16 protein-coding genes and 1 tRNA gene are annotated in these 21,140 nt (G+C 72.1%); 6 read left to right on the top strand and 11 right to left on the bottom strand.

Annotation, left to right across the window (positions count from 1 at the left end; genetic code table 11):
- Positions 1-16: 16 nt before the first annotated feature.
- The 9 genes from rpmE to argS form a co-directional block, all read right to left on the bottom strand.
- The gene (gene rpmE / locus ACQPX6_RS09065) at positions 17-241 is read right to left on the bottom strand and encodes a 50S ribosomal protein L31 (protein WP_433786976.1); all 225 of its coding nucleotides are present in this window, start codon (positions 239-241) and stop codon (positions 17-19) included.
- Positions 242-321: 80 nt separating this feature from the next.
- A complete protein-coding gene (locus ACQPX6_RS09060) occupies positions 322-1,911 on the bottom strand; it encodes a hypothetical protein (RefSeq protein ID WP_433786975.1) in 1,590 nt (529 codons plus the stop codon).
- Positions 1,908-2,960, bottom strand: a complete 1,053-nt coding sequence (locus tag ACQPX6_RS09055; RefSeq protein ID WP_433786974.1) for a hypothetical protein — start codon at positions 2,958-2,960, stop codon at positions 1,908-1,910. Before ACQPX6_RS09055 ends, ACQPX6_RS09060 begins: the two co-directional genes overlap by 4 nt.
- Positions 2,961-3,124: 164 nt before the next feature.
- On the bottom strand, positions 3,125-5,389 hold the full coding sequence (gene rho, locus ACQPX6_RS09050; RefSeq protein ID WP_433788231.1) for a transcription termination factor Rho: 2,265 nt from the start codon (positions 5,387-5,389) through the stop codon (positions 3,125-3,127).
- Between the two features lie 399 nt (positions 5,390-5,788).
- A complete protein-coding gene (thrB, locus tag ACQPX6_RS09045; RefSeq protein WP_433786973.1) occupies positions 5,789-6,682 on the bottom strand; it encodes a homoserine kinase in 894 nt (297 codons plus the stop codon).
- A gap of 32 nt (positions 6,683-6,714) precedes the next feature.
- Complete coding sequence (gene thrC / locus ACQPX6_RS09040; RefSeq protein ID WP_433788230.1) at positions 6,715-7,731, bottom strand: threonine synthase; 1,017 nt, start codon at positions 7,729-7,731, stop codon at positions 6,715-6,717.
- Positions 7,732-7,805: 74 nt separating this feature from the next.
- Positions 7,806-9,221, bottom strand: coding sequence for a homoserine dehydrogenase (locus tag ACQPX6_RS09035; RefSeq protein WP_433786972.1), 1,416 nt, complete (start codon positions 9,219-9,221; stop codon positions 7,806-7,808).
- Positions 9,222-9,223: 2 nt separating this feature from the next.
- A complete protein-coding gene (gene lysA, locus ACQPX6_RS09030; protein WP_433786971.1) occupies positions 9,224-10,648 on the bottom strand; it encodes a diaminopimelate decarboxylase in 1,425 nt (474 codons plus the stop codon).
- Between the two features lie 22 nt (positions 10,649-10,670).
- Positions 10,671-12,323 (bottom strand): arginine--tRNA ligase, encoded by a 1,653-nt coding sequence (argS, locus tag ACQPX6_RS09025; protein ID WP_433786970.1) that lies wholly within the window; start codon positions 12,321-12,323, stop codon positions 10,671-10,673.
- A gap of 108 nt (positions 12,324-12,431) precedes the next feature.
- On the opposite strand from argS, the gene ACQPX6_RS09020 reads away from it, so the two are divergent.
- Entirely contained in the window at positions 12,432-13,367 is a 936-nt protein-coding gene (locus ACQPX6_RS09020; RefSeq protein ID WP_433786969.1) for a DUF3105 domain-containing protein, read from the top strand.
- Complete coding sequence (locus ACQPX6_RS09015; protein WP_433786968.1) at positions 13,364-14,134, top strand: DUF305 domain-containing protein; 771 nt, start codon at positions 13,364-13,366, stop codon at positions 14,132-14,134. Before ACQPX6_RS09020 ends, ACQPX6_RS09015 begins: the two co-directional genes overlap by 4 nt.
- Here the strand turns inward: ACQPX6_RS09015 and ACQPX6_RS09010 are convergent, their stop codons facing one another.
- Positions 14,135-15,133: an NAD(P)-binding domain-containing protein gene (locus ACQPX6_RS09010; protein ID WP_433786967.1), complete on the bottom strand. Its 999-nt coding sequence runs from the start codon at positions 15,131-15,133 to the stop codon at positions 14,135-14,137. It abuts the gene before it with no gap.
- A 51-nt stretch (positions 15,134-15,184) separates the two neighbouring features.
- On the opposite strand from ACQPX6_RS09010, the gene ACQPX6_RS09005 reads away from it, so the two are divergent.
- Both ACQPX6_RS09005 and ACQPX6_RS09000 read left to right on the top strand, forming a co-directional pair.
- Positions 15,185-15,259 (top strand) — tRNA-Arg (locus tag ACQPX6_RS09005).
- 91 nt (positions 15,260-15,350) lie between these two features.
- Complete coding sequence (locus ACQPX6_RS09000; RefSeq protein ID WP_433786966.1) at positions 15,351-16,787, top strand: tyrosine-type recombinase/integrase; 1,437 nt, start codon at positions 15,351-15,353, stop codon at positions 16,785-16,787.
- Positions 16,788-17,151: 364 nt separating this feature from the next.
- Here the strand turns inward: ACQPX6_RS09000 and ACQPX6_RS08995 are convergent, their stop codons facing one another.
- Positions 17,152-18,231, bottom strand: coding sequence for an IS110 family transposase (locus ACQPX6_RS08995; RefSeq protein ID WP_433781620.1), 1,080 nt, complete (start codon positions 18,229-18,231; stop codon positions 17,152-17,154).
- A 354-nt stretch (positions 18,232-18,585) separates the two neighbouring features.
- On the opposite strand from ACQPX6_RS08995, the gene ACQPX6_RS08990 reads away from it, so the two are divergent.
- Both ACQPX6_RS08990 and ACQPX6_RS08985 read left to right on the top strand, forming a co-directional pair.
- Positions 18,586-19,551, top strand: coding sequence for a CBASS cGAMP-activated phospholipase (locus ACQPX6_RS08990; protein ID WP_433786965.1), 966 nt, complete (start codon positions 18,586-18,588; stop codon positions 19,549-19,551).
- A 3-nt stretch (positions 19,552-19,554) separates the two neighbouring features.
- Positions 19,555-20,901, top strand: coding sequence for an SMODS domain-containing nucleotidyltransferase (locus ACQPX6_RS08985; RefSeq protein ID WP_433786964.1), 1,347 nt, complete (start codon positions 19,555-19,557; stop codon positions 20,899-20,901).
- The last annotated feature ends 239 nt before the right edge of the window (positions 20,902-21,140 follow it).

Here is a 21,140-nt window from a genome sequence, read left to right as displayed (position 1 = left end):
ACGGGCGTCGCGGGGACTACTTCTTGGCCGGGGTGCGCTTCCCGTAGCGGGCCTCGAACCGGGCCACACGACCGCCGGAGTCCATGATCCGCTGCTTGCCCGTGTAGAACGGGTGGCACGCGGAGCAGATCTCGACGGTGATGTTGTCGCTGCCCGGCTTGGCGCTGCGGGTGGTGAACGAGTTGCCGCAGCCGCAGAGCACCTGGGTCTCGTGGTAATCGGGGTGGATGCCGCTCTTCACGGTGGGTCCTCTCGTCGTGGTCGCCGGGTCCCCGTGTGGTGTCTCGAGGTGAACCGGAACCGGATGTGCGGGCCATTCTCTCAGGACCGCCCGCTGGTCTGCTCAACCACCTCACCGGCAAGGTTGTTCCCGGCGGCGGGCACCCGCAGGCGGTCGGCGCGGGCGGTGACCTGCAGGTCGAGCGCCGCCGCCGCGGCCCCGTCGAGCAGCCATCGGTACTCGTTCTTCAGCCGCGCGCCGTCCCCGGCGAAGAGCCCCGCGCGGTAGGGGTAGACGCCCACGGTGGGCTCGGTGCCGGGCGCGCCGGTGGCGATCGCGTGGTCGAGGTCCCGGTTGGCACGGCGCAGCGCGGCGAGCAGCCGGCGCGCGGCCGCGGCGGGGTCGGGCAGCTCCCGCCCGGCCGCGAGCTGCAGGGCGACGTGCAGCTGGCGGTCGCCGGCGGCGTCCTCGTACGACACGAGACGGTGGCTCTCGACGGCCCCGAGCAGCTCCGGGTCGGCGGCGACCGCGTCGCGCACGCCGTCGGGCGGCACGACCGCGCCGTTGTGGTCCACCGACTGGTCGCTGCGCCCGTACTGCAGCAGCAGCGGCAGGTCGAGCACCCGCTCGTCGAGCACCTCCTGCAGGCCGAAGCGGCGCAGCACCGGCACCACGTCGCGCATCCGCAGCACGTGGCCGCGGTCGTGGATGTTGTAGCGGATGCGCGGGTCGATGTTCTGCGGGCGCGTGACGGTGACGAGCAGCTCGCCTGCGTCGTTCTCCTCGACGAGGTAGGCGTACGGGTTGTACTGGAAGATGTTGGGCAGCACGCCGTACTCGTCCTGCCTGGTCAGGGCGGTGGCGAGCGCCGGGTCGGCGGCGATCGCGCGGCGCAGCGCGATCGTGAACTCGGTCTCGACCGCGATGCTGATCTCCAGGTCGCTGGCCCCGTAGGCGCCGACGACCTTCCGCGCCCGGCGCAGCACGTGGTCCCGCATCCCCTCGCTGATCCCCTCGCCGCCGAAGGCGCAGACGACGTCGTAGCGCGACCAGTCGAGGCGGTCGTCGTCCAGCAGCCCCTTGAGGAAGGGCGGGTAGCTGGTGATCACGTAGGTGTAGCCGGGGCCGAACTCGCGCAGGGTGTCGAGGATCTTGTCGCGGTCGGGGCCGGTCGACTTGATCGTCGAGACGCGGGTCAGGGCGGCGGTGACGTTCATGCCGGTGGCCCAGGCGCCGAGCGAGAACGCGTTGATGACGAACACGGGGCGGTCGCCGGTGGCGTGGCGCAGGAAGCCGACGCGCAGCAGCTCGCGCGAGGCCCGGCGCTCGACGGGCCCGCGGACCCAGCTCGTCGGGGTGCCCGAGGAGCCCGAGGACTCGTCGACGACGACCCCGCGCCGCGGCAGGCGCCCGTCGACGCACCGCTCGGGGATCGACCAGCGGGCGATGTAGCTGCTCTTGTCCGTCTCGGGGAGCGCGGCGAAGTCGGGCGCCGAGGCACCCCGCTCGGCCAGGAACTGCCCGTAGGCGGGGACGCGCCGGGCCGTGCGCAGGGCGGTGCGCTGGGCGCGGCGGCGGCCGAGCCACCAGCGCAGGCGTTCGAAGCCGGGGGCGAGCAGCAGGGCGTGGGTGCGCGGGAAGCGCCCGAGCAGGTCGACGACCAGCTCCTGGACCCACCAGAGCAGCTTCACGACGCCACCGCCGCGGTCTCGTCGCCCAGCAGCATCGCGTCGAGCTCCCGGCGGTGCGCCGGCGGCGGGACGTCGCTGGTGCCGTAGCGGAAGAGCATCCAGGCCATCCGGCCGCCGGACTCGTCGACGCCGGTGCGCGCGGCGAACGCGGCGTGGGAGCGGGGGTTGGTGATGACGGTGCCGAACGGGTGCAGGTGCACACCGTGGCGGGTGAAGGCGAGCCAGACCCGCAGGAAGCAGCGGCCGGCCGCGACGTGGTCGGCGGGGCCGTCGAAGGGGCCGGTGAGCCAGCCCAGCTCGCGCACCCCGCGCATCGTGTCGAGGTAGACCCGGCGGAACAGCCGCCCGATCACGGGCAGGTCCCACAGCCAGCGGTGGCGCATCGCGATCCGTAGCAGGGGGCCGGGGATCAGCATGGTCTCGGCCGAGAGCCCGTCGCCGGTGGCGGCCGCCTGCCGCCGCGACGTGCGCAGCCAGGTGAGGATCTCCGCGTGGACGGCGTCGTCGCGCAGGTCGTCGAAGAGCGTCTCCTGGTTGACCCGGATCAGGTCGTCGACCAGCGGCTGCTCCGCCGTGCGCCCGAACTCCTGGCCGGCGGCGGCCGCGATCGCGGCGACCTCGGTGAGGACGGCGGGGTCGACGAGCCGGCGGTCGTAGGGGCGGCGCGAGGTCCGGCGGCGGCGGAAGGCCTCGAGCTGCTCGACCGCCGCAGCGGTGACCGGGACGGCGTCGAGCTCGACGGTGCCGAGCAGGTGGTGGCGCTGCGGCGAGGCGAAGTCCATGTCGACGAGGCGCAGGGACTCGGCGACGGCCCAGCCGTGGCCGGCGGCGACCGTCGCCAGGGACTCGAGGAACACCCCGGCGCACACGTGGGCGAACGGGATGCCGAAGCTCTCGGCGGGCAGGCCGCGGTCGAGGTCGTAGAAGACCTGCGCGCGGCGCTCGTCGAGCACCCGGACCGCGATCGGCTGGGAGTTGTGGGGCGAGGGGTACCGGCGCACCTCGTCGAGGAGCACCAGCCAGGGACCGGGGAGCTCGGGGGCTGTCATGCGGCTCAGCCTCGCCGCGACCCCCGCCCCCGGGCCGCCGTGGAACTACTCAACCTCGCCGCCCGGAACGAACGAACGGCGCTCTCGCTGCTTCGGAAGCAGCGAGAGCGCCGTTCGTTCTCGCGGGGTGTGCGGAGACGGCTCAGCCTCCGCAGGCGTCCGGCCTAGTCGTCGTCCTTGCCGGGCGTCGTCTTGGCCACCTGCATGAGGAACTCGATGTTGGTCCGCGACTTGCGCAGGCGGTCGAGGACCAGCTCGATGGCCTGCTGCGAGTCCAGCGCGGCCAGCACGCGACGCAGGCGGTGGGTCACCGCCATCTCGTCCGGCGAGAGCAGCAGCTCCTCCTTGCGCGTCCCCGACGGGTCGGGGTCGATCGCGGGGAAGATGCGCTTGTCGGCGAGCTTGCGGTCGAGCTTGAGCTCGGCGTTGCCGGTGCCCTTGAACTCCTCGAAGATCACCGTGTCCATCGTCGACCCGGTCTCGACCAGGGCCGTCGCGAAGATGGTGAGCGAGCCGCCGTCCTCGATGTTGCGGGCGGCGCCGAGGAAGCGCTTCGGCGGGTAGAGCGCCGTCGAGTCGACACCACCGGACAGGATGCGCCCGGACGCGGGGGCCGCGAGGTTGTAGGCGCGGCCCAGGCGGGTGATCGAGTCGAGCAGGACCACCACGTCCTGGCCCATCTCGACCAGGCGCTTGGCCCGCTCGATGGCCAGCTCCGAGAGCGAGGTGTGGTCCGACGGCGGCCGGTCGAAGGTCGAGGCGATGACCTCGCCCTTCACCGAGCGCTGCATGTCGGTGACCTCCTCCGGCCGCTCGTCGACGAGCACGACCATGAGGTGGACCTCGGGGTTGTTCGTGGTGATCGCGTTGGCGATCGCCTGCAGCACCATCGTCTTGCCGGCCTTCGGCGGCGAGACGATCAGCGCGCGCTGGCCCTTGCCGACCGGCATGACCAGGTCGATGACGCGCGTGGTGAGCAGGTGCGACTCGGTCTCGAGGCGCAGCCGCTCGTTGGGGTAGAGCGGCGTGAGCTTGGTGAACTCCGGGCGCTTGCGCGCCTGCTCGGGGTCCAGCCCGTTGATCGAGTCGATGCGCACCAGCGGGTTGAACTTCTGGCGGTTCTGCTCGCCCTCGCGCTGCTGGCGCACCTGACCGGTGACGGCGTCGCCGCGACGCAGGCCGTGCTTGCGCACGAGCGACATCGACACGTAGACGTCGTTCGGCCCGGACGCGTAGCCCGAGGTGCGGACGAACGCGTAGTTGTCGAGCACGTCGAGGATGCCGGCGACCGGGATGAGCACGTCGTCGTCGCGGACCTCGGGCTCGGGACCGCTGCCGGGTCCGCGCTCGGTGCGCTCGCCCCGGTCGTTGCGGTTGCGCCGGCGGTCACGGAAGCGCCGACCGCGCCGGCGGCCACCGCCGTCCTCGTCATCGTCGTCGTCGTCGCGCTGCTGGTTGGTCTGCTGCTGGCCACCCTGCTGCTGGCCGCCGCCCTGGGGCTGGCCGCCGCGCTGCTGGTCGCCGCGCTGCTGGTCGCGCTGGCCATCACGCTGGCCGTCGCGCTGACCATCGCGCTGACCATCGCGCTGCTGGTCACGACCGCCCTGGTCGCGGCCGCCCTGCTGCTGGCCCTGGCCGTTCTGGTCGGGCCGGCTCTGCTGGCGGTCGCGCTCGCGCTGGCGACGGGACGACCCGCCGCCCTGCTCGCCGCCCTGCTCGCCGCCCTGCTGACCCCCGTCGGGACCGGCGTCCGGCGTGGTGTCGGTGCGCTCGGTGGTGGGCGCGCTCGACGTCGAGCTGGTGGCGTCGGTGGCCTCGCCGTCGGCGGCGGCCGCGGGCCGCTCGCTCCCGGTCTGCGGGGCGTCGGCGCCGGGGCCGGCGTCGCGGCGAGCGCCCCGACGACCACGACGGGTCGAGGTGGGCGCGTCGTCCGAGCCGGCGCCGTCGGCGCTGCCGGTCGACGCCGCGGCGGCGGACGGCTCGGTCGACGCGGTGGCTCCAGGGGCCTCGGGGGCCTCGATCGCGGCGGCCGCCGCGGACTCGGCGCCCGGCAGGGCGTCGGTGGCCGCGGTGACCTCGGTGACCTCGGCGGGCGCGGGGCCGGCGGGGGCGGCGGGCGCCTCCTCGGCGGTGGGCGCGGGCGGCGGGCCCGACGCGGAGGTGGCACGGCGGCGGCCGCCGCGGCGGCGCGCGGGCGCCCCGTCGGCGGGCGCGGCGGCGGCAGCGGTGTCGGAGCCCGCGGCCGGGGCCTCGACGGGCTCCGGGGTCGGGTCGGCAGCGGCCGAGGCACCGTCGTCGCCCAGCGGGAGCTGGTCGCCGGAGCCGGACTGCCGCTTCTTGATCTCCGAGATGAGGTCGTTGCGCCGCATCCCGGTGGTGTCGCTGACGCCGAGCGAGGTCGCGAGATCGCGGAGCTCGGCGAGCACCATGCCGGAAACACCTCCCCGCCGGCGCCGCTCGGGCGCGGACGCCCCCGACGAATCGGTGGTGGCGTCGGTGGAGATGACGTCGGTTTCGGTCACGCAGGTCCTTCCTGACCGGTCCGGGGACCACCCGGGCCAGCGGGCGTGTCCGCCCCAGACGGGGCGGGACTGCTCACGGGTCGGTGCTGGCCGGACGAGCCGAAGACGGTCGGCTCCGGGCGGCACGGCCCGCGGTGTGCAGCGATCATGACGTGTCCGCCCGCCGGGACGACCCGACGGATGAGGGAGAGAAATGGCCCCGAACGATGGCGGGACCTGGCACCGACGCGTACACGCGTGGTCGCTGTGCCCGCCAATGTAGACCCCGCCGTGGGGAGCAGCAACAACCACCCCCTGCCCCGCGCGTCAGGCGTTCTCGACGCGCGCACCCTCGGTGTCCACGGCCAGCGACCGCACGGTGAAGCCGGTGGTGTCGAGATCGTCGGGGAGGCGCCCGTCCAGCGTCAGCGCCAGCACGGTGGGCCCGGCACCGGAGACCACCGCGGCGACGCCGGCCGCGCGCAGGTGGTCGACGACGGCCGCGGTCTCCGGGTAAGCCGGACGCCGGTAGGGCTGGTGCAGGCGGTCCTCGGTCGCCTCGAGCAGCAGCTCGGGCGCCGTGGTCAGCGCGTGCACCATCAGCGCGGACCGGGCGGCGGTGAAGGCCGCGTCGGCGTGCGGGACGCGGTCGGGCAGCAGGCCACGGGTGGCCTCGGTGGAGCTCGAGCGCTCGGACACCAGCGCCACCGGCCGCAGCGCGGGGTGCGGCGTCAGGTGCGCGGCGCGCCACGCGCCCTCGTGGCCCCAGCTCACGACGAGGCCGCCGAACAGGCATGCCGCGACGTTGTCGGCGTGCCCGTCGAAGCCCGCGGCCAGGTCGAGCAGCGCGTCGTCGTCGAGCGGGTGCGTGGCCGCGAGGAGGCCCTGCGCCGCGACGATCCCCGCGACGGCCGCGGCCGCCGACGAACCGAGGCCCCGGCTGTGCGGGATGACGTTGTGGCAGCGCAGGCGCAGGGACACCCGCGGCGCCCCCGCGCGGTCGAACGTGGCGTGCGCGGCCCGCAGCACCAGGTGGCGCTCGTCGCGGGGCACGCGCCCGGCACCCTCACCGTGGACGTCCACGCGGCACGGCGGGCCGTCGCCGACGGCGAGCTCGACGTCGTCGTGGAGCCCCAGGGCGAGCCCGAGGGTGTCGAACCCGGGCCCGAGGTTGGCCGACGTCGCCGGCACCCGCACGCGCACGGCCGCCCCCGCCGGCACCGCCGGCCCCTGCGCGACCTGCGGCCCGGCGCTCAGCGCAGGCCCAGGGCGTCGGCCACGGCGTCCACGCGCGGCGGGAGCACGACGGGCTCGGCGGCGTCGGCGAGCGCGGTGGCCGGGTCCTTGAGCCCGTGCCCGGTCACCGTGCAGACGATCAGCTGGCCGGTGTCGAGGCGCCCGGCGCGTGCCTTGGCCAGCAGGCCGGCGACCGACGCCGCCGAGGCCGGCTCGACGAACACGCCCTCGCGGGCGGCCAGCAGGCGGTAGGCCTCGAGGATCGCGTCGTCGTCGACCGCGGTGATCTCGCCGCCGGACTCGTCGCGCGCGGCGATCGCGCCGTCCCACGAGGCCGGCGAGCCGATGCGGATGGCGGTGGCCAGCGTCTCGGGGTCGGCCACGGGCGCACCGTGCACCAGCGGAGCGGCGCCCGCGGCCTGCACGCCCAGCATCCGTGGGGTGCCGGCCACGACGCCGTCGCCGGCGTACTCGGTGTAGCCGCGCCAGTAGGCGGTGATGTTGCCGGCGTTGCCGACGGGCAGGGCGTGCACGTCGGGGGCGCGTCCCAGCTGGTCGCAGATCTCGAACGCCGCGGTCTTCTGGCCCTCGATACGCGCCGGGTTCACCGAGTTGACCAGGGCGATCGGGTACTGCTCGGCGGCGCGGCGGGCCAGCTCGAGGCACATGTCGAAGTTGCCCTCGAGCTGCAGGATGCGCGCGCCGTGCACGGTGGCCTGGGCGAGCTTGCCCAGCGCGATCTTGCCCTGGGGCACGAGGACGGCGCAAGTCATGCCCGCGCGGGTGGCGTAGGCCGCGGCCGACGCCGAGGTGTTGCCCGTCGACGCGCAGATGACGGCCTGCGCGCCGCCGGCGAGCGCCTCGGTCATGGCCACGGTCATGCCGCGGTCCTTGAACGAGCCCGTCGGGTTGGCACCCTCGATCTTGAGGTGCACCTCGCACCCGGTGAGCTCGGCGAGGTGCGGCGCGGGCAGCAGCGGCGTGCCGCCCTCGCGCAGCGTGACGACCTCCCAGCCGGGCTGCACGCGGGGCATGCGGTCGCGGTACGCGGGGATGATGCCCGGCCACTCGACGCGCGCGCCGAGCGACGGCGCCGGCACGACGCCCGTCACGAGACACCGCCCAGTTCGGTCACCGGCCGGCCCAGGCCCTCGACCCGCAGCACGCCGGCGACGCCCTGCACCGCGTCGAGGCCGGTCAGCGCGTCGACCGTGGCCGCGAGGGCGGCGTCGGGGGCGGAGTGGGTCACGATCACCAGTGTGGCGTCCCGGGAGCCCCGCGCGCCATCGCCCTCGTCACCCACGCGCTCGTCCTCGCCGCCCCGGCCGCCGCGGCTGTCCTCCGTGGTCCGGCTCCGCTCCGCTGCGCGGCCCTCCTGGCGCACGGTCGCGATGCTCACCCCGTGCTCGGCGAACAGGCCCGCGACCTGGGCGAGCACGCCCGCGCGGTCCGCGACGTCGAGGGCCACGTGGTAGCGGGTGCGGGTGTCGCCCATCGCGACGATCGGCAGGTCGGCGTGCGCCGAGTCGCGCGGGCCCCGGCCGCCGATGACGCGGTTGCGCGCGGCGGCGACGAGGTCGCCCAGCACGGCCGACGCCGTCTCCGGTCCCCCGGCGCCCTGCCCGTAGAACATCAGCTGTCCGGCGGCCGCGGCCTCGATGAACACCGCGTTGTAGGCGCCCGAGACCGAGGCCAGCGGGTGCGAGCGCGGGATCATCGCCGGGTGCACGCGGGCGCTGACGGCGCCGTCCACCTGCTCGCAGATGGCCAGCAGCTTCACCGTGCAGCCCAGCGCCTTCGCGGCGGCGATGTCGGCGGCCGTGACGTCGCGGATGCCCTCGCGGTGCACGTCGTCGGCGGTCACGCGGGTGTGGAAGGCGAGGCTCGCGAGGATCGCCGCCTTGGACGCGGCGTCGTAGCCGTCGACGTCGGCGGTGGGGTCGGCCTCGGCGTAGCCCAGGCGCCCGGCCTCCTCGAGGGCCTCGGCGTAGTTCGCGCCCGAGGAGGCCATCGCGGAGAGGATGAAGTTGGTGGTGCCGTTGACGATGCCCGCCACGCGCAGGATGCGGTCGCCGGCGAGGGACTGCTGGATCGGGCGCAGGATCGGGATCGCGCCGGCCACCGAGGCCTCGTAGTAGAGGTCGGCGCCCGACTCGTCGGCCGCCGCGGCGAGCGCCGCGCCGTCCTCGGCCAGCAGCGCCTTGTTCGCCGACACCACCGACTTGCCGTTCTTCAGCGCGGTGAGCAGCAGCCCGCGCACCGGCTCGATGCCCCCGACCAGCTCGACCACCACGTCGACGTCGTCGCGGGTCACGAGGCCCGCGGCGTCGGTGGTCAGCAGGTCGGTGGGCACGTCGGGGTGGCGCTGCGGGCGGCGCACGGCCACCCCCACCAGGTCCAGCGGCGCGCCGATGCGCGCGGCGAGCTCGTCGGCCTGCTCGGTGAGCAGCCGCACCACCTGGCTGCCGACGACGCCGCAGCCCAGGAGCGCGACGCGGATCCGCCGCGCGTCGTGAACGGTCATGCTCACCCCACCTCCAGCCGCGCCAGGTCGTCGAGGGTCTCGCGTCGCAGCACCGGGCGCGACGTGCCGTCGGCCACGGCGACGACGGCCGGACGCGGGACCTTGTTGTACGCGCTCGCCATGGCGTAGCAGTAGGCCCCGGTCGCGGCGACGGCCACGAGGTCGCCGGGCGCGAGGTCGGCGGGCAGCCAGCAGTCGCGGACCACCACGTCACCGGACTCGCAGTGCTTGCCGACCACCCGCGAGCGCACGGCCGGCGCGGAGCCCGCCGACCGCGAGACCAGCCGGCAGTCGTAGTGCGCGTCGTAGAGCGCCGTGCGGATGTTGTCGCTCATGCCGCCGTCGACGCTGACGTAGCGCCGGCGCGCACCGCCGCCCAGCTCGACGTCCTTGACCGTGCCGACCTCGTAGAGCGTCACGGTGCCCGGGCCGACGATGGCCCGCCCGGGCTCGACGGCGATCCGCGGCGGCGCCAGGCCCACCCGGGCGGACTCCCGCTCGACGATCGCGCGCAGCTCCCCGGCCATCCACGCGGGCGAGCGGGGCTGGTCGGCGGTGGTGTAGGCGATGCCCATGCCGCCGCCGAGGTCGACGGTGCCCAGCGCGTCGTCGACGGCGTCGCCGTGCTCGTCGCGGAGCTCGGCGAGCAGCCCGATGACGCGGCGCGCGGCCAGCTCGAAGCCGTCGGCGTCGAAGATCTGGGAGCCGATGTGGCTGTGCAGGCCCACGAGGTGCAGGCCCGACGACTTGACCACGCGCCGCACGGCTTCCGCGGCGTCGCCCGCGGCCAGCGAGAAGCCGAACTTCTGGTCCTCGTGCGCCGTGGCGATGAACTCGTGGGTGTGCGCCTCCACGCCGACCGTCACGCGGACCATGACGTCGGCGCGGACGTCGCGCGCCCGGGCGATCTCGTCGAGGCGCGCGATCTCGACGTAGGAGTCGACGACGATCGCCCCGACCCCGGCGTCGAGCGCAGCCGCGAGCTCGTGGCGACTCTTGTTGTTGCCGTGCACGGCGATCCGCTCGGGCGGGAAGCCGCCGCGCAGGGCCGTGAGCAGCTCGCCCTCGGTGCAGACGTCGAGGCCGAGGCCCTCCTCGGCGACCCAGCGGGCGGTCTCGGCAGTGAGGAACGCCTTGGCCGCGTAGTGCACGAGCGCCGGGTCGCCGTAGGCGGCGGCGTGCTCGGCGCACCGGGAGCGGAAGTCCGCCTCGTCGACGACGAACAGCGCGGTGCCGTACTGCTCGGCGAGCGTGGCGACGTCGATGCCGGCGAGGCGCACCACGCCGTCGTCGCCGCGGGCGGCGTGCCGCGGCCACACGGCCGTCGGCAGCGCGTCGAGGGTGCTGCCCTCGGGCGGGGACCCGCCGTCCTCGTGCTGCGGGATGACGTCGGCATGGCGGGGCCCGGCGGGGTGGGCGCGGGTCATCAGGTCAGCTCCGTCGAGGTCGTCACATGCGCTCGGGCGCGCTCACGCCGAGCAGGCCCAGGCCGTTGGCGAGCACCTGACGGGCCGCGGAGCACAGCGCGAGGCGGGCCGTGTGGATTCCCGCGGGCTCCTCGTCGCCCTGGGGCAGCACGCGGCAGGTGTCGTAGAAGCGGTGGTAGGTGCCCGCGAGCTCCTCGAGGTAGCGCGCGACGCGGTGCGGCTCGCGCAGCGCCGCGGCCGAGGACAGCACGCGCGGGAACTCCCCGAGCGTGCGGATGAGGTCGCCCTCGCGCGGGTGGGTCAGCAGCGCGAGGTCCGGGTCGTCGGCCGTGACGCCGAGGTCGGCGGCGTTGCGGGCCAGCGACGCGAGCCGGGCGTGCGCGTACTGCACGTAGAACACGGGGTTCTCGTTGGTGCGGCTCGAGATCAGGTCGAGGTCGATGTCGAGCACCTGGTCGACCGACGAGCGCGCCAGCGTGTAGCGCGCCGCGTCCACGCCGACCGCGTCGACGAGGTCCTCGAGCGTGATGATCGTGCCCGCCCGCTTGGACATCTTCACCGGCTCGCCGTCGCGGATGAGGTTGACCAGCTGGCCGATGAGCACCTCGACGGTGTCCGGGGAGTCGCCGAACGCGGCCGCGACCGCCTTGAGGCGGTGGATGTAGCCGTGGTGGTCGGCGCCCAGCATGTAGATCGCCAGGTCAGCGCCCCGGGCCCGCTTTTCGCGGTAGTAGGCGATGTCGCCGGCGATGTAGGCGGGGCGGCCGTCGGACTTGATGACGACGCGGTCCTTGTCGTCGCCGTGGTCGGTGGAGCGCAGCCACCAGGCGCCGTCGGCGAAGTAGAGGGCGTCGTCGTCCTTGAGCTTCTGCACCGACGCCTCGACCGCCCCCGAGCTGTGCAGGGCCTGCTCGGAGGACCAGACGTCGAAGTGCGTGCCGAACGACTCGAGCGACGCCCGCATCTCGTCGAGCATCACCTCGACACCGAGCCGCTTGAACGCCGCCAGCTGCTCGTCCTCGGGCTGGGCGAGCACGTCCTCGTCGGCCTCGACGACCTTCTGCGCGATCTCGGCGACGTACGCCCCGCCGTACCCGTTCTCGGGCACCGGGCGCCCCTGCGCGGCGGCGATGAGCGACTCGGCGAACCGGTCGATCTGCGCGCCCGCGTCGTTGACGTAGTACTCGCGGGTCACCGAGGCGCCCTGCGCGGCGAGGACCCGGCCCAGCGCGTCGCCGACCGCGGCCCAGCGCGTCCCGCCCAGGTGGATGGGGCCGGTCGGGTTGGCCGAGACGAACTCCAGGTTGATCGCCTGGCCGGTGAGCGCGTCGGTGTGGCCGTAGTGCTCGCCGCGCGCGAGGACGTCGGACACGATCCCGGCCTGCGCGTCGGCGGCGAGGCGCAGGTTGAGGAACCCGGGCCCCGCGACCTCGGCGGTGGCGATGGCGTCGGTGCCCTCGAGCTTGGTGGCGAGCCAGCCGGCGAGCTCCGCCGGCGCGACCCCCGCCTTCTTGGCCGAGCGCAGCGCCAGGTTGGTGGCGTAGTCGCCGTGCTCGGGGTTGCGCGGGCGCTCCACCGTGACCGTCTCCGGCAGCACCGCCGTGTCGAGGCCACGCTCGGTGAGCACGTCGACGGCGACGGCGTGCAGGAGGTCGGCCAGGGCAGCGGGGGTCACCCCACGATTCTAGGGACCGGCCTCACGGGCTCCTGACGCTCGGTGCTCGTCACCGGGGGTGCACACCCGTCACCGAGGGCTCACCGACTGCTCCGTAGACTCGGGCGCATGGCTAGTGGTGGGTCCGGCCGTCCGTCGGGGTCGCGTCCGGGGTCCCGGTCCTCCGCGGGCTCCTCGCGTCCGGGACGGGACGGCGGGCAGCGCGGCGACGGCCGAGGCGGCAACCGGGGCGGCGTCCGCGGTGAGGGCCGCGGCAACGCCCGCCCGACCGGCGGCCAGCGCACCACCCAGCGCTCCGGCGGGAAGCGCGGCCCGAACCCCGTCACGCGCGGCAAGCGTCCCGCCGCCGGCACCCGCCGCCAGGTGCCCTGGATGCTCATCAGTGCGGTCACCGTGGTGGTGCTGCTCGCGATCGGGGTCATCGGCTTCGCGCTGATGCGCGAGGGCGAGGTCAGCGCCTGGCGCCCGAGCGACGACAACCGCGACCCCTCGCTCGCCATCCCCGACATCGTCACCGGGCAGTACGCCGCGCAGCAGCACGTCACCGCCGAGCAGCGCGTGGCCTACGACCGCTCGCCGCCGTTCGGCGGCCCGCACGACGCGTACTGGGCGGCCTGCAACGGCGTCGTCTACCCGACCCCGGTGCGCAGCGAGAACATGGTGCACGCCCTCGAGCACGGCGCGGTGTGGATCGCCTACGACCCCGCGCGCGTCAGCGGCCCGGCGCTGCAGGGCCTCGCCGCGAAGGTGCAGGGCCAGGACTACACGATGATGTCGCCGTACCCGGGGCTCGACCAGCCGGTCGCGCTGCAGTCGTGGAACCACGAGCTCAAGCTCGCCGACCCGGCCGACCCGCGCGTCGACCAGTTCATCTCCTCGCTGCGCCAGAACCAGTACACCTACCCCGAGGTCGGGGCGAGCTGTGACGCCCTCGGCCCGGGCTACTTCGACCCCGACAACCCGCCGCCGTTCGACCCGTCGCCCGCCCCGCCGGACGCGGTGACGATGGACGGCCGCGGCGCCGCCGCGGGCAACGGCGGATGAGCGCGCCCGCCGACACCCCCGCCGCCGAGCGCGACGTGACCGACACGCCCCCGCCCGTCGACGACGGCGGTGGCGAGGACGGTGGAGACGGCGGCGGCTCCGGCGGGTGGTGGTCGGCGAGCCCGGCATGGGCGAAGGCGTTCCTCGTGGGCGGGCTCGCGCTGGTGCTCGTGCTCGCCGGCGTGATCGGCGGCATCGCGCTGGGGCGCTCGACCGCCGAGACGTACGGGCCCGCCGAGGACTCGATCGACGTCGGGTTCCTGCAGGACATGGTCACCCACCACGGCCAGGCCGTGGAGATGGCGGTGTGGGCGCGCACGAACACCGCCGATCCGCAGGTGCGGCAGATCGCCTTCGACATCGAGTCCACCCAGACCTCGCAGGTGGGGCGGATGGAGGGCTGGCTGACGTTGTGGGGCCAGTCGCTGACCCCGCCGTCGGGGCAGTTCATGGGCTGGATGGGCATGCCCACCGCGACCATGCCCGGCATGGCCACCCCGGAGGACCTCGCCGGGATGCGCGCGGCCACCGGCCGGGACCTCGACGTGGTGTTTCTGCAGCTCATGCTGCGCCACCACCAGGGCGGGCTGCCGATGATGCAGGCGGCGGAGGGCGAGGCGTCGGTGCCCGCGGTGCGCGCGCTGGCGGCGAGCATGGTCGCCTCGCAGTCGTCCGAGGCCCAGACGATGACCCAGATGCTCGCCGAGCGCGGCGCCGCTCCCCTGCCGGCCCCGGACGCCCACGCCGGCATGCACGGGATGAACTGACTACTCCCCCAGGCGCGCCCGCACCTCGCCCTCGGCGACCGCCAGCGGGGTCGCGTCGGCCTCGCGGCGCATCGCGTCGAGCCGCTCGCCCGCCTCTGGGCGGCTCCACTCCCGCGCGAACGCCCCGGACAGGATGTCCTCGTGCATCACGCGGGCGAACCGCTGCGCCAGCTCGCCGCCCTCGTCGAGCGCCGCGAGCGCCCGCAGCTGGCCGTACTGCGACGTCCGCGAGTGCAGGCCGAGCTGGCCGAACAGCCCGTCGCGCGCCATGTGCGCCAGCACCTCGGCCGGCTCGGCGGAGAGGTAGAGCTCGTTGAGCACCGCCTCCTCGGTGAACCCCGCGCCGACCGCGACGCGGTGCGCCGTGCGCAGGATGTCGAGGATCGCCGGCCAGACGGCCTGCTCGCTGAACAGGTCGAGCGCCGCCTCCTCGCGGGCGCTGGAGACGATCGCGCCCCCGAGGGTGCCCCCGATGGCCCGGGCGAGCGCGAGCGTCGTGTCCCACGCGTGGCCGGTGGCGTCGCGCTCGACGGACACGAAGCACGGGAACCCGTGCCGGTCGACGTAGCGGTCACGCACCGCCGCGCCGATCATGCGCGGCGCGACCATGACGACGTCGACGCCCTCGGGCACCTCGAGGAGGCCGAAGTGCCAGTTGTAGCCGCTGGCCACGACGAGGGCGTCCCCCGCGCGCAGGCCCGGGGCGACCTCGTCGCGCACCAGGTCCGGCTGCACCTCGTCGGGCACGAGCAGCAACGCGATGTCGGCGGTCGCCGCGGCCTCGGCGATCGGGCGGACGTCGAACCCCTGCTCGCGGGCCACGATGGCGTACTCGTCGTCGCGGTTGCCGATCAGCGGGGTGAACCCCGAGTCGCGGAGGTTCGCGGCCTGCGCCGCCCCCTGGTTGCCGGCGCCGAGCACCGCGACGGTGCGTCCGGACAGGGCGGCGAGGTCCGCCGTGTCGATACTGCGGTCGTGGTGGATCTCTGCGTGAGCCATGGCCCGAGCGTCGGTGCCCGGGCCGCCGTGCGCTAGTCTCGATCCCGGTCCGCCCCCGTAGCTCAGGGGATAGAGCACCGCCCTCCGGAGGCGGTGGCGCAGGTTCGAATCCTGCCGGGGGCACCACGCGCTGACCAGCACAAACGTCGCGAGCTCGTTATCGGTTCGAGTCCGCGTGACACGGGTCGTGACATGAGCGGCTCCTACCGTCCGTGTCATGCCACCTCGGAAGCGCAGGCAGCGGGGCCACATCGGGCAGCTGCCAAGCGGCGCGTACCGCGTCCGCGTCTACGCCGGCACCGACGCCCTGACCGGCCGTCCGCGCCAGCTGTGCGAGACAGTCCCGACCTACGCCGAGGCCACGAAGGCTCTGACGCGGCTCCAGGGTCAGGTCGACGAGGACACCCATCCGAAGTCGGACATCACGGTCGGGCAGGCCGTCGAGCGGTGGCTCGAGGTCGTCGTCCTAGAGGACACCACCCGCGAGCGCTACGACGACCTCATCCGCCTGTACGTGCTTCCGACGTTCGGCACGATGCCCGCCGGCCGCGTGGATGCCGAGCTCCTCGAGCGCTTCTACGCGCGCCTGCACCGTTGTCGCCTTCTCTCCTGCAACGGCAAGCCGCGGGGCGGGCACGTGTGCCGACCACTCAGCTCCAGCACCACGCGCAAGGTGCACTACATCATCCGCGGCGCCCTCGACCGGGCCGTGCGGTGGCGACACCTCGGCGTGAATAAGGCGGCCATGGCCGAAGCACCCGCTCCACGCAGTACCGAGCCCGACCCGCCCAGCGCGGACGAGGCGGCACGGCTTCTGAATGCGGCCTGGAGCGACCCTGAGTGGGGCCTACTCCTGTGGCTCACCATGCTCACCGGTCCGCGCCGAGGCGAGGTCTCGGCCCTGCGCTGGCGGCACATCGACTTCGAGCGCGGGCTGTTGTGGGTGCACCAGGCCAACGTGCAGACGAAGGCCGGGCTCAAGGAGAAGAGCACCAAGACCAACCAGCGCCGCAAGGTCGCCCTCGACGAGCACACCGTCGAGCTCTTGCAGACACACCGCGAGCGGTGGCGCGAGCGCTGTGCGCAGCTCGGCGTTCCCCTGAGCCTCGACGCATTCGTCTTCTCCCCCGCGCCCGACGGGTGCACGCCCTACCTCCCGCGGGCGATCACCCAGCGCTACCGCCGCCTTGCCCTGCGCCTGAAGCTGCGCAGCACTCGGCTGCACTCACTGCGGCACTACTCAGCCACCGAGCTCGTCGCCGCCGGCGTCGACATCCGCACGGTTGCCGGCCGCCTCGGGCATGGGAGTGGGGGCGCCACCACGCTCAAGGTCTACGCTGCGTGGGTCGACGAAGCCGATCGACGAGCGGCTACGACGATGGCCACCGTCCTCCCCCGTCCTGCTCCGCAGCCCATAGTCCGACGCAGCCCGTACGAGGACATCGCAGAGGGGCTGCGCGAGCAGATGCGCACCGGAGTGCTCAAGGTTGGAGACGAGCTCCCGACGGTCGCACAAGTCGCCGTTGCGAATACGGTCGCCGTCGGTACTGCGCACCGCGCTCTCGCCGTGCTGAAGACCGAAGGGCTTGTCAGCGTGACACGCGGCCGACGAGCAGTAGTTGTCGGTGCAGAGCCAGACGCCTCGCAGCAGTAAGCGGGGAAGATAGTTCGGCGCCGCTACCGCCTGGAGCACTAGCTGATATGGAGGGCACTTCTGTCAAGTGGGCAGGGGTGATGGGCCCTCGATGCGGTGCATCGTGGCTGGTCAGGGCGTTGTGGGTCCGGCGGGGCCGGGTGGGGTGGAGGCGTCCCGGCTCGACGCGCGGTCAGGCTGATATGCGCGGGTTGGTTACCGCATGACCGGGTGTTCGTCGGGAGCGTTCCGCGGATCTAGGGGCGAGCGTCGCCCTGCTCGATGAGGGTCGGGCGGAGCTGCTCATAGCTAACTCGCGGGTCGCTCCTCGCGCTGCCTGCATCCGCACCCGGCACCCGCCGGGGCTTGTGGGGGCGGCCGCGTGTCAGGCGGCCGCGTGATGCTGGTGCTCGTCGAGCACCGCGAGGCTCCAGCACCAGCCGGCGAGCTCGCGGGCCACGGCCACCACCGACACCGTCGGGCGCTTGCGGCGCTGCTCGAGACGGCACCAGCGTTGGTGTAGGCGGCGGTTGCCGGCCTCGGCGCGCGCCCGCACCGCGGCGGGCTGACCGTCGGCGCGCCGGGCCCGTTCCCGGCTGGGGCGCAGCGGGCGACGGTGATGCCAGGCGGCTTCGACCAGCAACCGGCGGGCGTGCGCGTTGCCGGTCTTGGTGATCCCGCCCTGGACCCGCCGAGCTCCCGAGGAGAACTCCGAGGGCACCAGCCCGAGGTAGGAACCGATGGTCGAGCCGGTGAAGCGGTGCCAGTCGGCGACCTCGACGCAGAGCCCGACCGCGGTCAGCGTGGAGACCCCGCGCAAGCAGCGCAGCCGTCCCACCGGCCCGGCCAGCGACGTCGTCTGGGCCATCTCCTCGATCGCGGTGTCGAGCCGGTCGCGGCGGGCGTGCACGCTGAACACCGCATCGAGGGCTTCGTCGAAGGCCAGCTGCACCCCGCGCCGGTCGAAGCGCTGGCGGCGCAACCAGTCGGTGTGCTCGCCGGTCCACGCGCTGCGGTCCCACACGATGCCCTGGCGCAGCAGCAGCTTGGAGAGCCGATGCCGGGCACGCATCAGGTCTCCCCGCGCGTCTTCACGGGCCCGCACCAGATCCCGGGCGGCTTCCTCGGCCTCGCTGGGGACCCGCACCGCGGGCAGTTCCCCGATGCGCAGCAGCCGCGCCAGGCGCTCGGCGTCCCGACGATCGGTCTTGACCTTGTCCCCGGCCGGACGCTCGAGCTTCGAGGGCGCGACCACCTCGCAGCGGACCCCGGCCGCGGCCAACGCCCGCGCGAGTCCGAAACCGGTCGGCCCGGCCTCATAGGTCACCGCCACCGGCCCCGGCAGCGCGAGAACCCAGGCCACGATCGCGGCGGTCTGCGGCGCCACCCGCTGGGTGCGGATCTCGCACGCCTCGTCATCGATCGCGCACCCCACGACCGAACGAGCATGAACGTCCAGACCCACCCACGTACGCTCTGCCAACACCCGGCGCCTCCCGTAATTGCGGCACCGTCACCGAGTGCGACGGCGACCCGCGCCAACTTACGAGCGAGGCGCCGGGCCTCCATACGGTCTAGGACCGCCGAGCATGCGTTCATCGACCTCCGCGCACCCTTCACCGTACCGAGCAAGGAGGCTTCGCTGTCGCTTGACCCCCAGCGCGCTTCGAACAAGCGTTCGGCCGTTGGGCGCGCCCACCCGACCGGCCCCCGATCCCGCACGATCTGCCATCGGAGATGGCGACTTGGTATTTACCATTGAATCGGAGCACCAGCACGGCAGTGGCTAGGTAGGTCGAGAACACGGGAAGGAGGGTCAGTGCCGAGAGAAGGCGCGAACGACGTACGCAAAATTTTATGCATCGATGGCGGGGGCATTAAAGGAGTCTTTCCAGCGGCCTTCCTCGCCGCACTCGAAGAGAATCTGGAAGCACCCATTGGCCGGTACTTTGATCTCATCGTCGGCACATCGACCGGCGGCATCCTGAGCCTTGGCCTCGGCCTGGACTACTCAGCTCGAGAGCTTCTTGACTTCTACATTGACGATGGTGCGGCGATCTTTCCTCCGCGCAAGCGGATTGCGCGAATACGGCAGCTTCGCCGACCTCTGTACGACCCGGGTCCTTTGAAGTCTGCATTGGTGGACGTCTTCGGCGAGAGAAAGCTCGGCGAGTGCCGCACACGAGTCGTGGTGCCCTCGTTGAATCTGGAGACGGGCGAAGTGCACGTCTACAAGACGTCGCACCATCCCAGGCTCGTGATGGACTACAAGAAGAGAGTGGTCGACGTCGCGCTCGCAACCGCGGCGGCCCCAACGTACTTCCCCGCTCATGAGGATGACGTGGGCGCCCCACTCGTCGATGGTGGCACCTGGGCGAACAATCCAGCCGGAGCCGCCGTAGTGGAGGCGCTCGGAGTCCTTGAGTGGCCGCCAAGGCAGCTGCGAGTTCTCAGTATCGGATGTACTAGCGAGCCTTTCGACGGCAAACCAAGAGTTCGCCGTCGGTCCGGCGCTACACATTGGATTCGCCATCTCACAGCGACCTTCATGGCTGGCCAATCGTCAGCGTCCATCGGGACGGCACAGCTGCTGGCTGGCCACGAGAATGTCCATCGTGTGAATCCGATCGTGCCACCCGCTAGATACCGACTCGACAACGTTGGAGGAATCGAGGGTCTGCGCGGACTTGGATACTCTGAGGCACGCAAGGCCGCGCCCACCCTTGACTATATGTTCAAGGACCTAGCCGACCGATTCCTTCCCTATCACCGCCTGGAGACTTAGAACTTGCACGAAACGGAGCGGTTCGACGCGTTTCTATCGCAGCGCGTGAACCTGAGCCAGAGCCGTATTAATAGGCTGGACGCCCATGTAGAGGCAGTCTCCAACTTCTTCAGTCGAGGTAATGGTGAGTTCGGCTCTCGGTTTGTTCAGGTCGTACCGCAAGGCTCTTACGCCCATGGCACCATCATCAATCCCGTATCAGCCAACGACGAGTTCGACGCGGACATCCTAGTCGAAGTTGAGGAGAACCTCGACTGGTCTGCTGCCGACTATGTACAGAAGCTGTACGAGGACTTTCGAGGAAGTGGAGTGTATAGGGATAAGGTTCATCGACGTTCGCGCTGTGTGCTCGTTGACTACGCGAATGAATTCCATCTCGATGCTGTCCCATTTGTTCGGCGAGTGGCTGGCGCATATATCACCCATCGGCACGAGGATCGCTTCGAGCTTACAGATCCAGAAGCGTTCAATGAATGGCTGGATGAGAAGAACCGGGAGGCGAACGGGAATCTCGTCAAAGCGCTACGGCTCCTCAAGTACCTCCGCGACTTCAAAAATAGGTTCGATATCAAGTCGGTCCTCTTGACGATTCTCGTCGGAGAGAGGGTAAGTCCTGTTGATCAATTGGTTGAGCCTGGCTGCTACGACGACGTACCGTCAACGCTGCGGAAACTCTGCTTGTCCCTAGATGACTATCTTCAGCAGAACGCTCAGAAGCCTCACATAGCCGATCCAGGTTGCCCGACTGAGTCGTATGATCACCGGCTCACGCATGAAAAGTATGCAAACTTCCGAGATCGATTCCACTTCTACGCAGAGAAGATCGATAAGGCGTACGCCGAAGAAGATCCAGTACGTAGCCTTAGCCAATGGACTGAAATCTTTGGAGAGGATTTCCGACAGGTTGATGTAACCGTGGAGCTGTCACAGAAGACGGCGCTCACCGCTGCTACTGAGAGAACCGAACAGCAGATCGATCGCGACTTCGGGTTTCCGATACGGATTGACCGGAACCTCGCCTTCAAAATTCGAGGACGAGTCGTGCCGCGCACCGGCTTCCGGAACTACATCCTGAGCAGGCAAGGCAACAAGGTACTGAAACACATGGACATCGACTTCTTTGTCGAGAAGTGCGACGTCCCCAAGCCGTACGACCTGTACTGGAAAGTCGTCAACCGGGGCGAAGAGGCCCAGGACGCGTCTTCCTTGAGAGGGGAGATCATCCAAGACGCGGGGCTCGAGAGGAAGAGAGAGTCGACTCTCTATCGCGGTCGGCACTACGTCGAGGCGTTCGTCGTCAAAGGCGGTTTCTGCGTAGCTAGAGACCGTCAATCAGTGATCATCCAGTAGGGACGTATCGTTTTGTCCAGCTCTATAGGCGGGCGGCGGCGCAGAGGCGCGCTGTGCGCGTGCCCTCGGCGCGCTGCCCGCGTTGCTGTTGTCGTCGGGCTGAGCGCGCACACTGACACGCATGCAGGGACGGGGACGCGACAAGACGTGGCCGCCCGCTGGCGTCCCCCGTGCACCCGCTCTGGTGAGCTCGATGACGCAGTTCGTGTCTGACGGGCTCGGAGCGACCCGGTCCCCCG

This window comes from Actinomycetospora sp. CA-101289 (assembly GCF_050955895.1).
Lineage (GTDB): Bacteria > Actinomycetota > Actinomycetes > Mycobacteriales > Pseudonocardiaceae > Actinomycetospora.
Note: the sequence above shows the minus strand (reverse complement) of the source record. Positions and strands in the feature narration are given on the sequence as shown.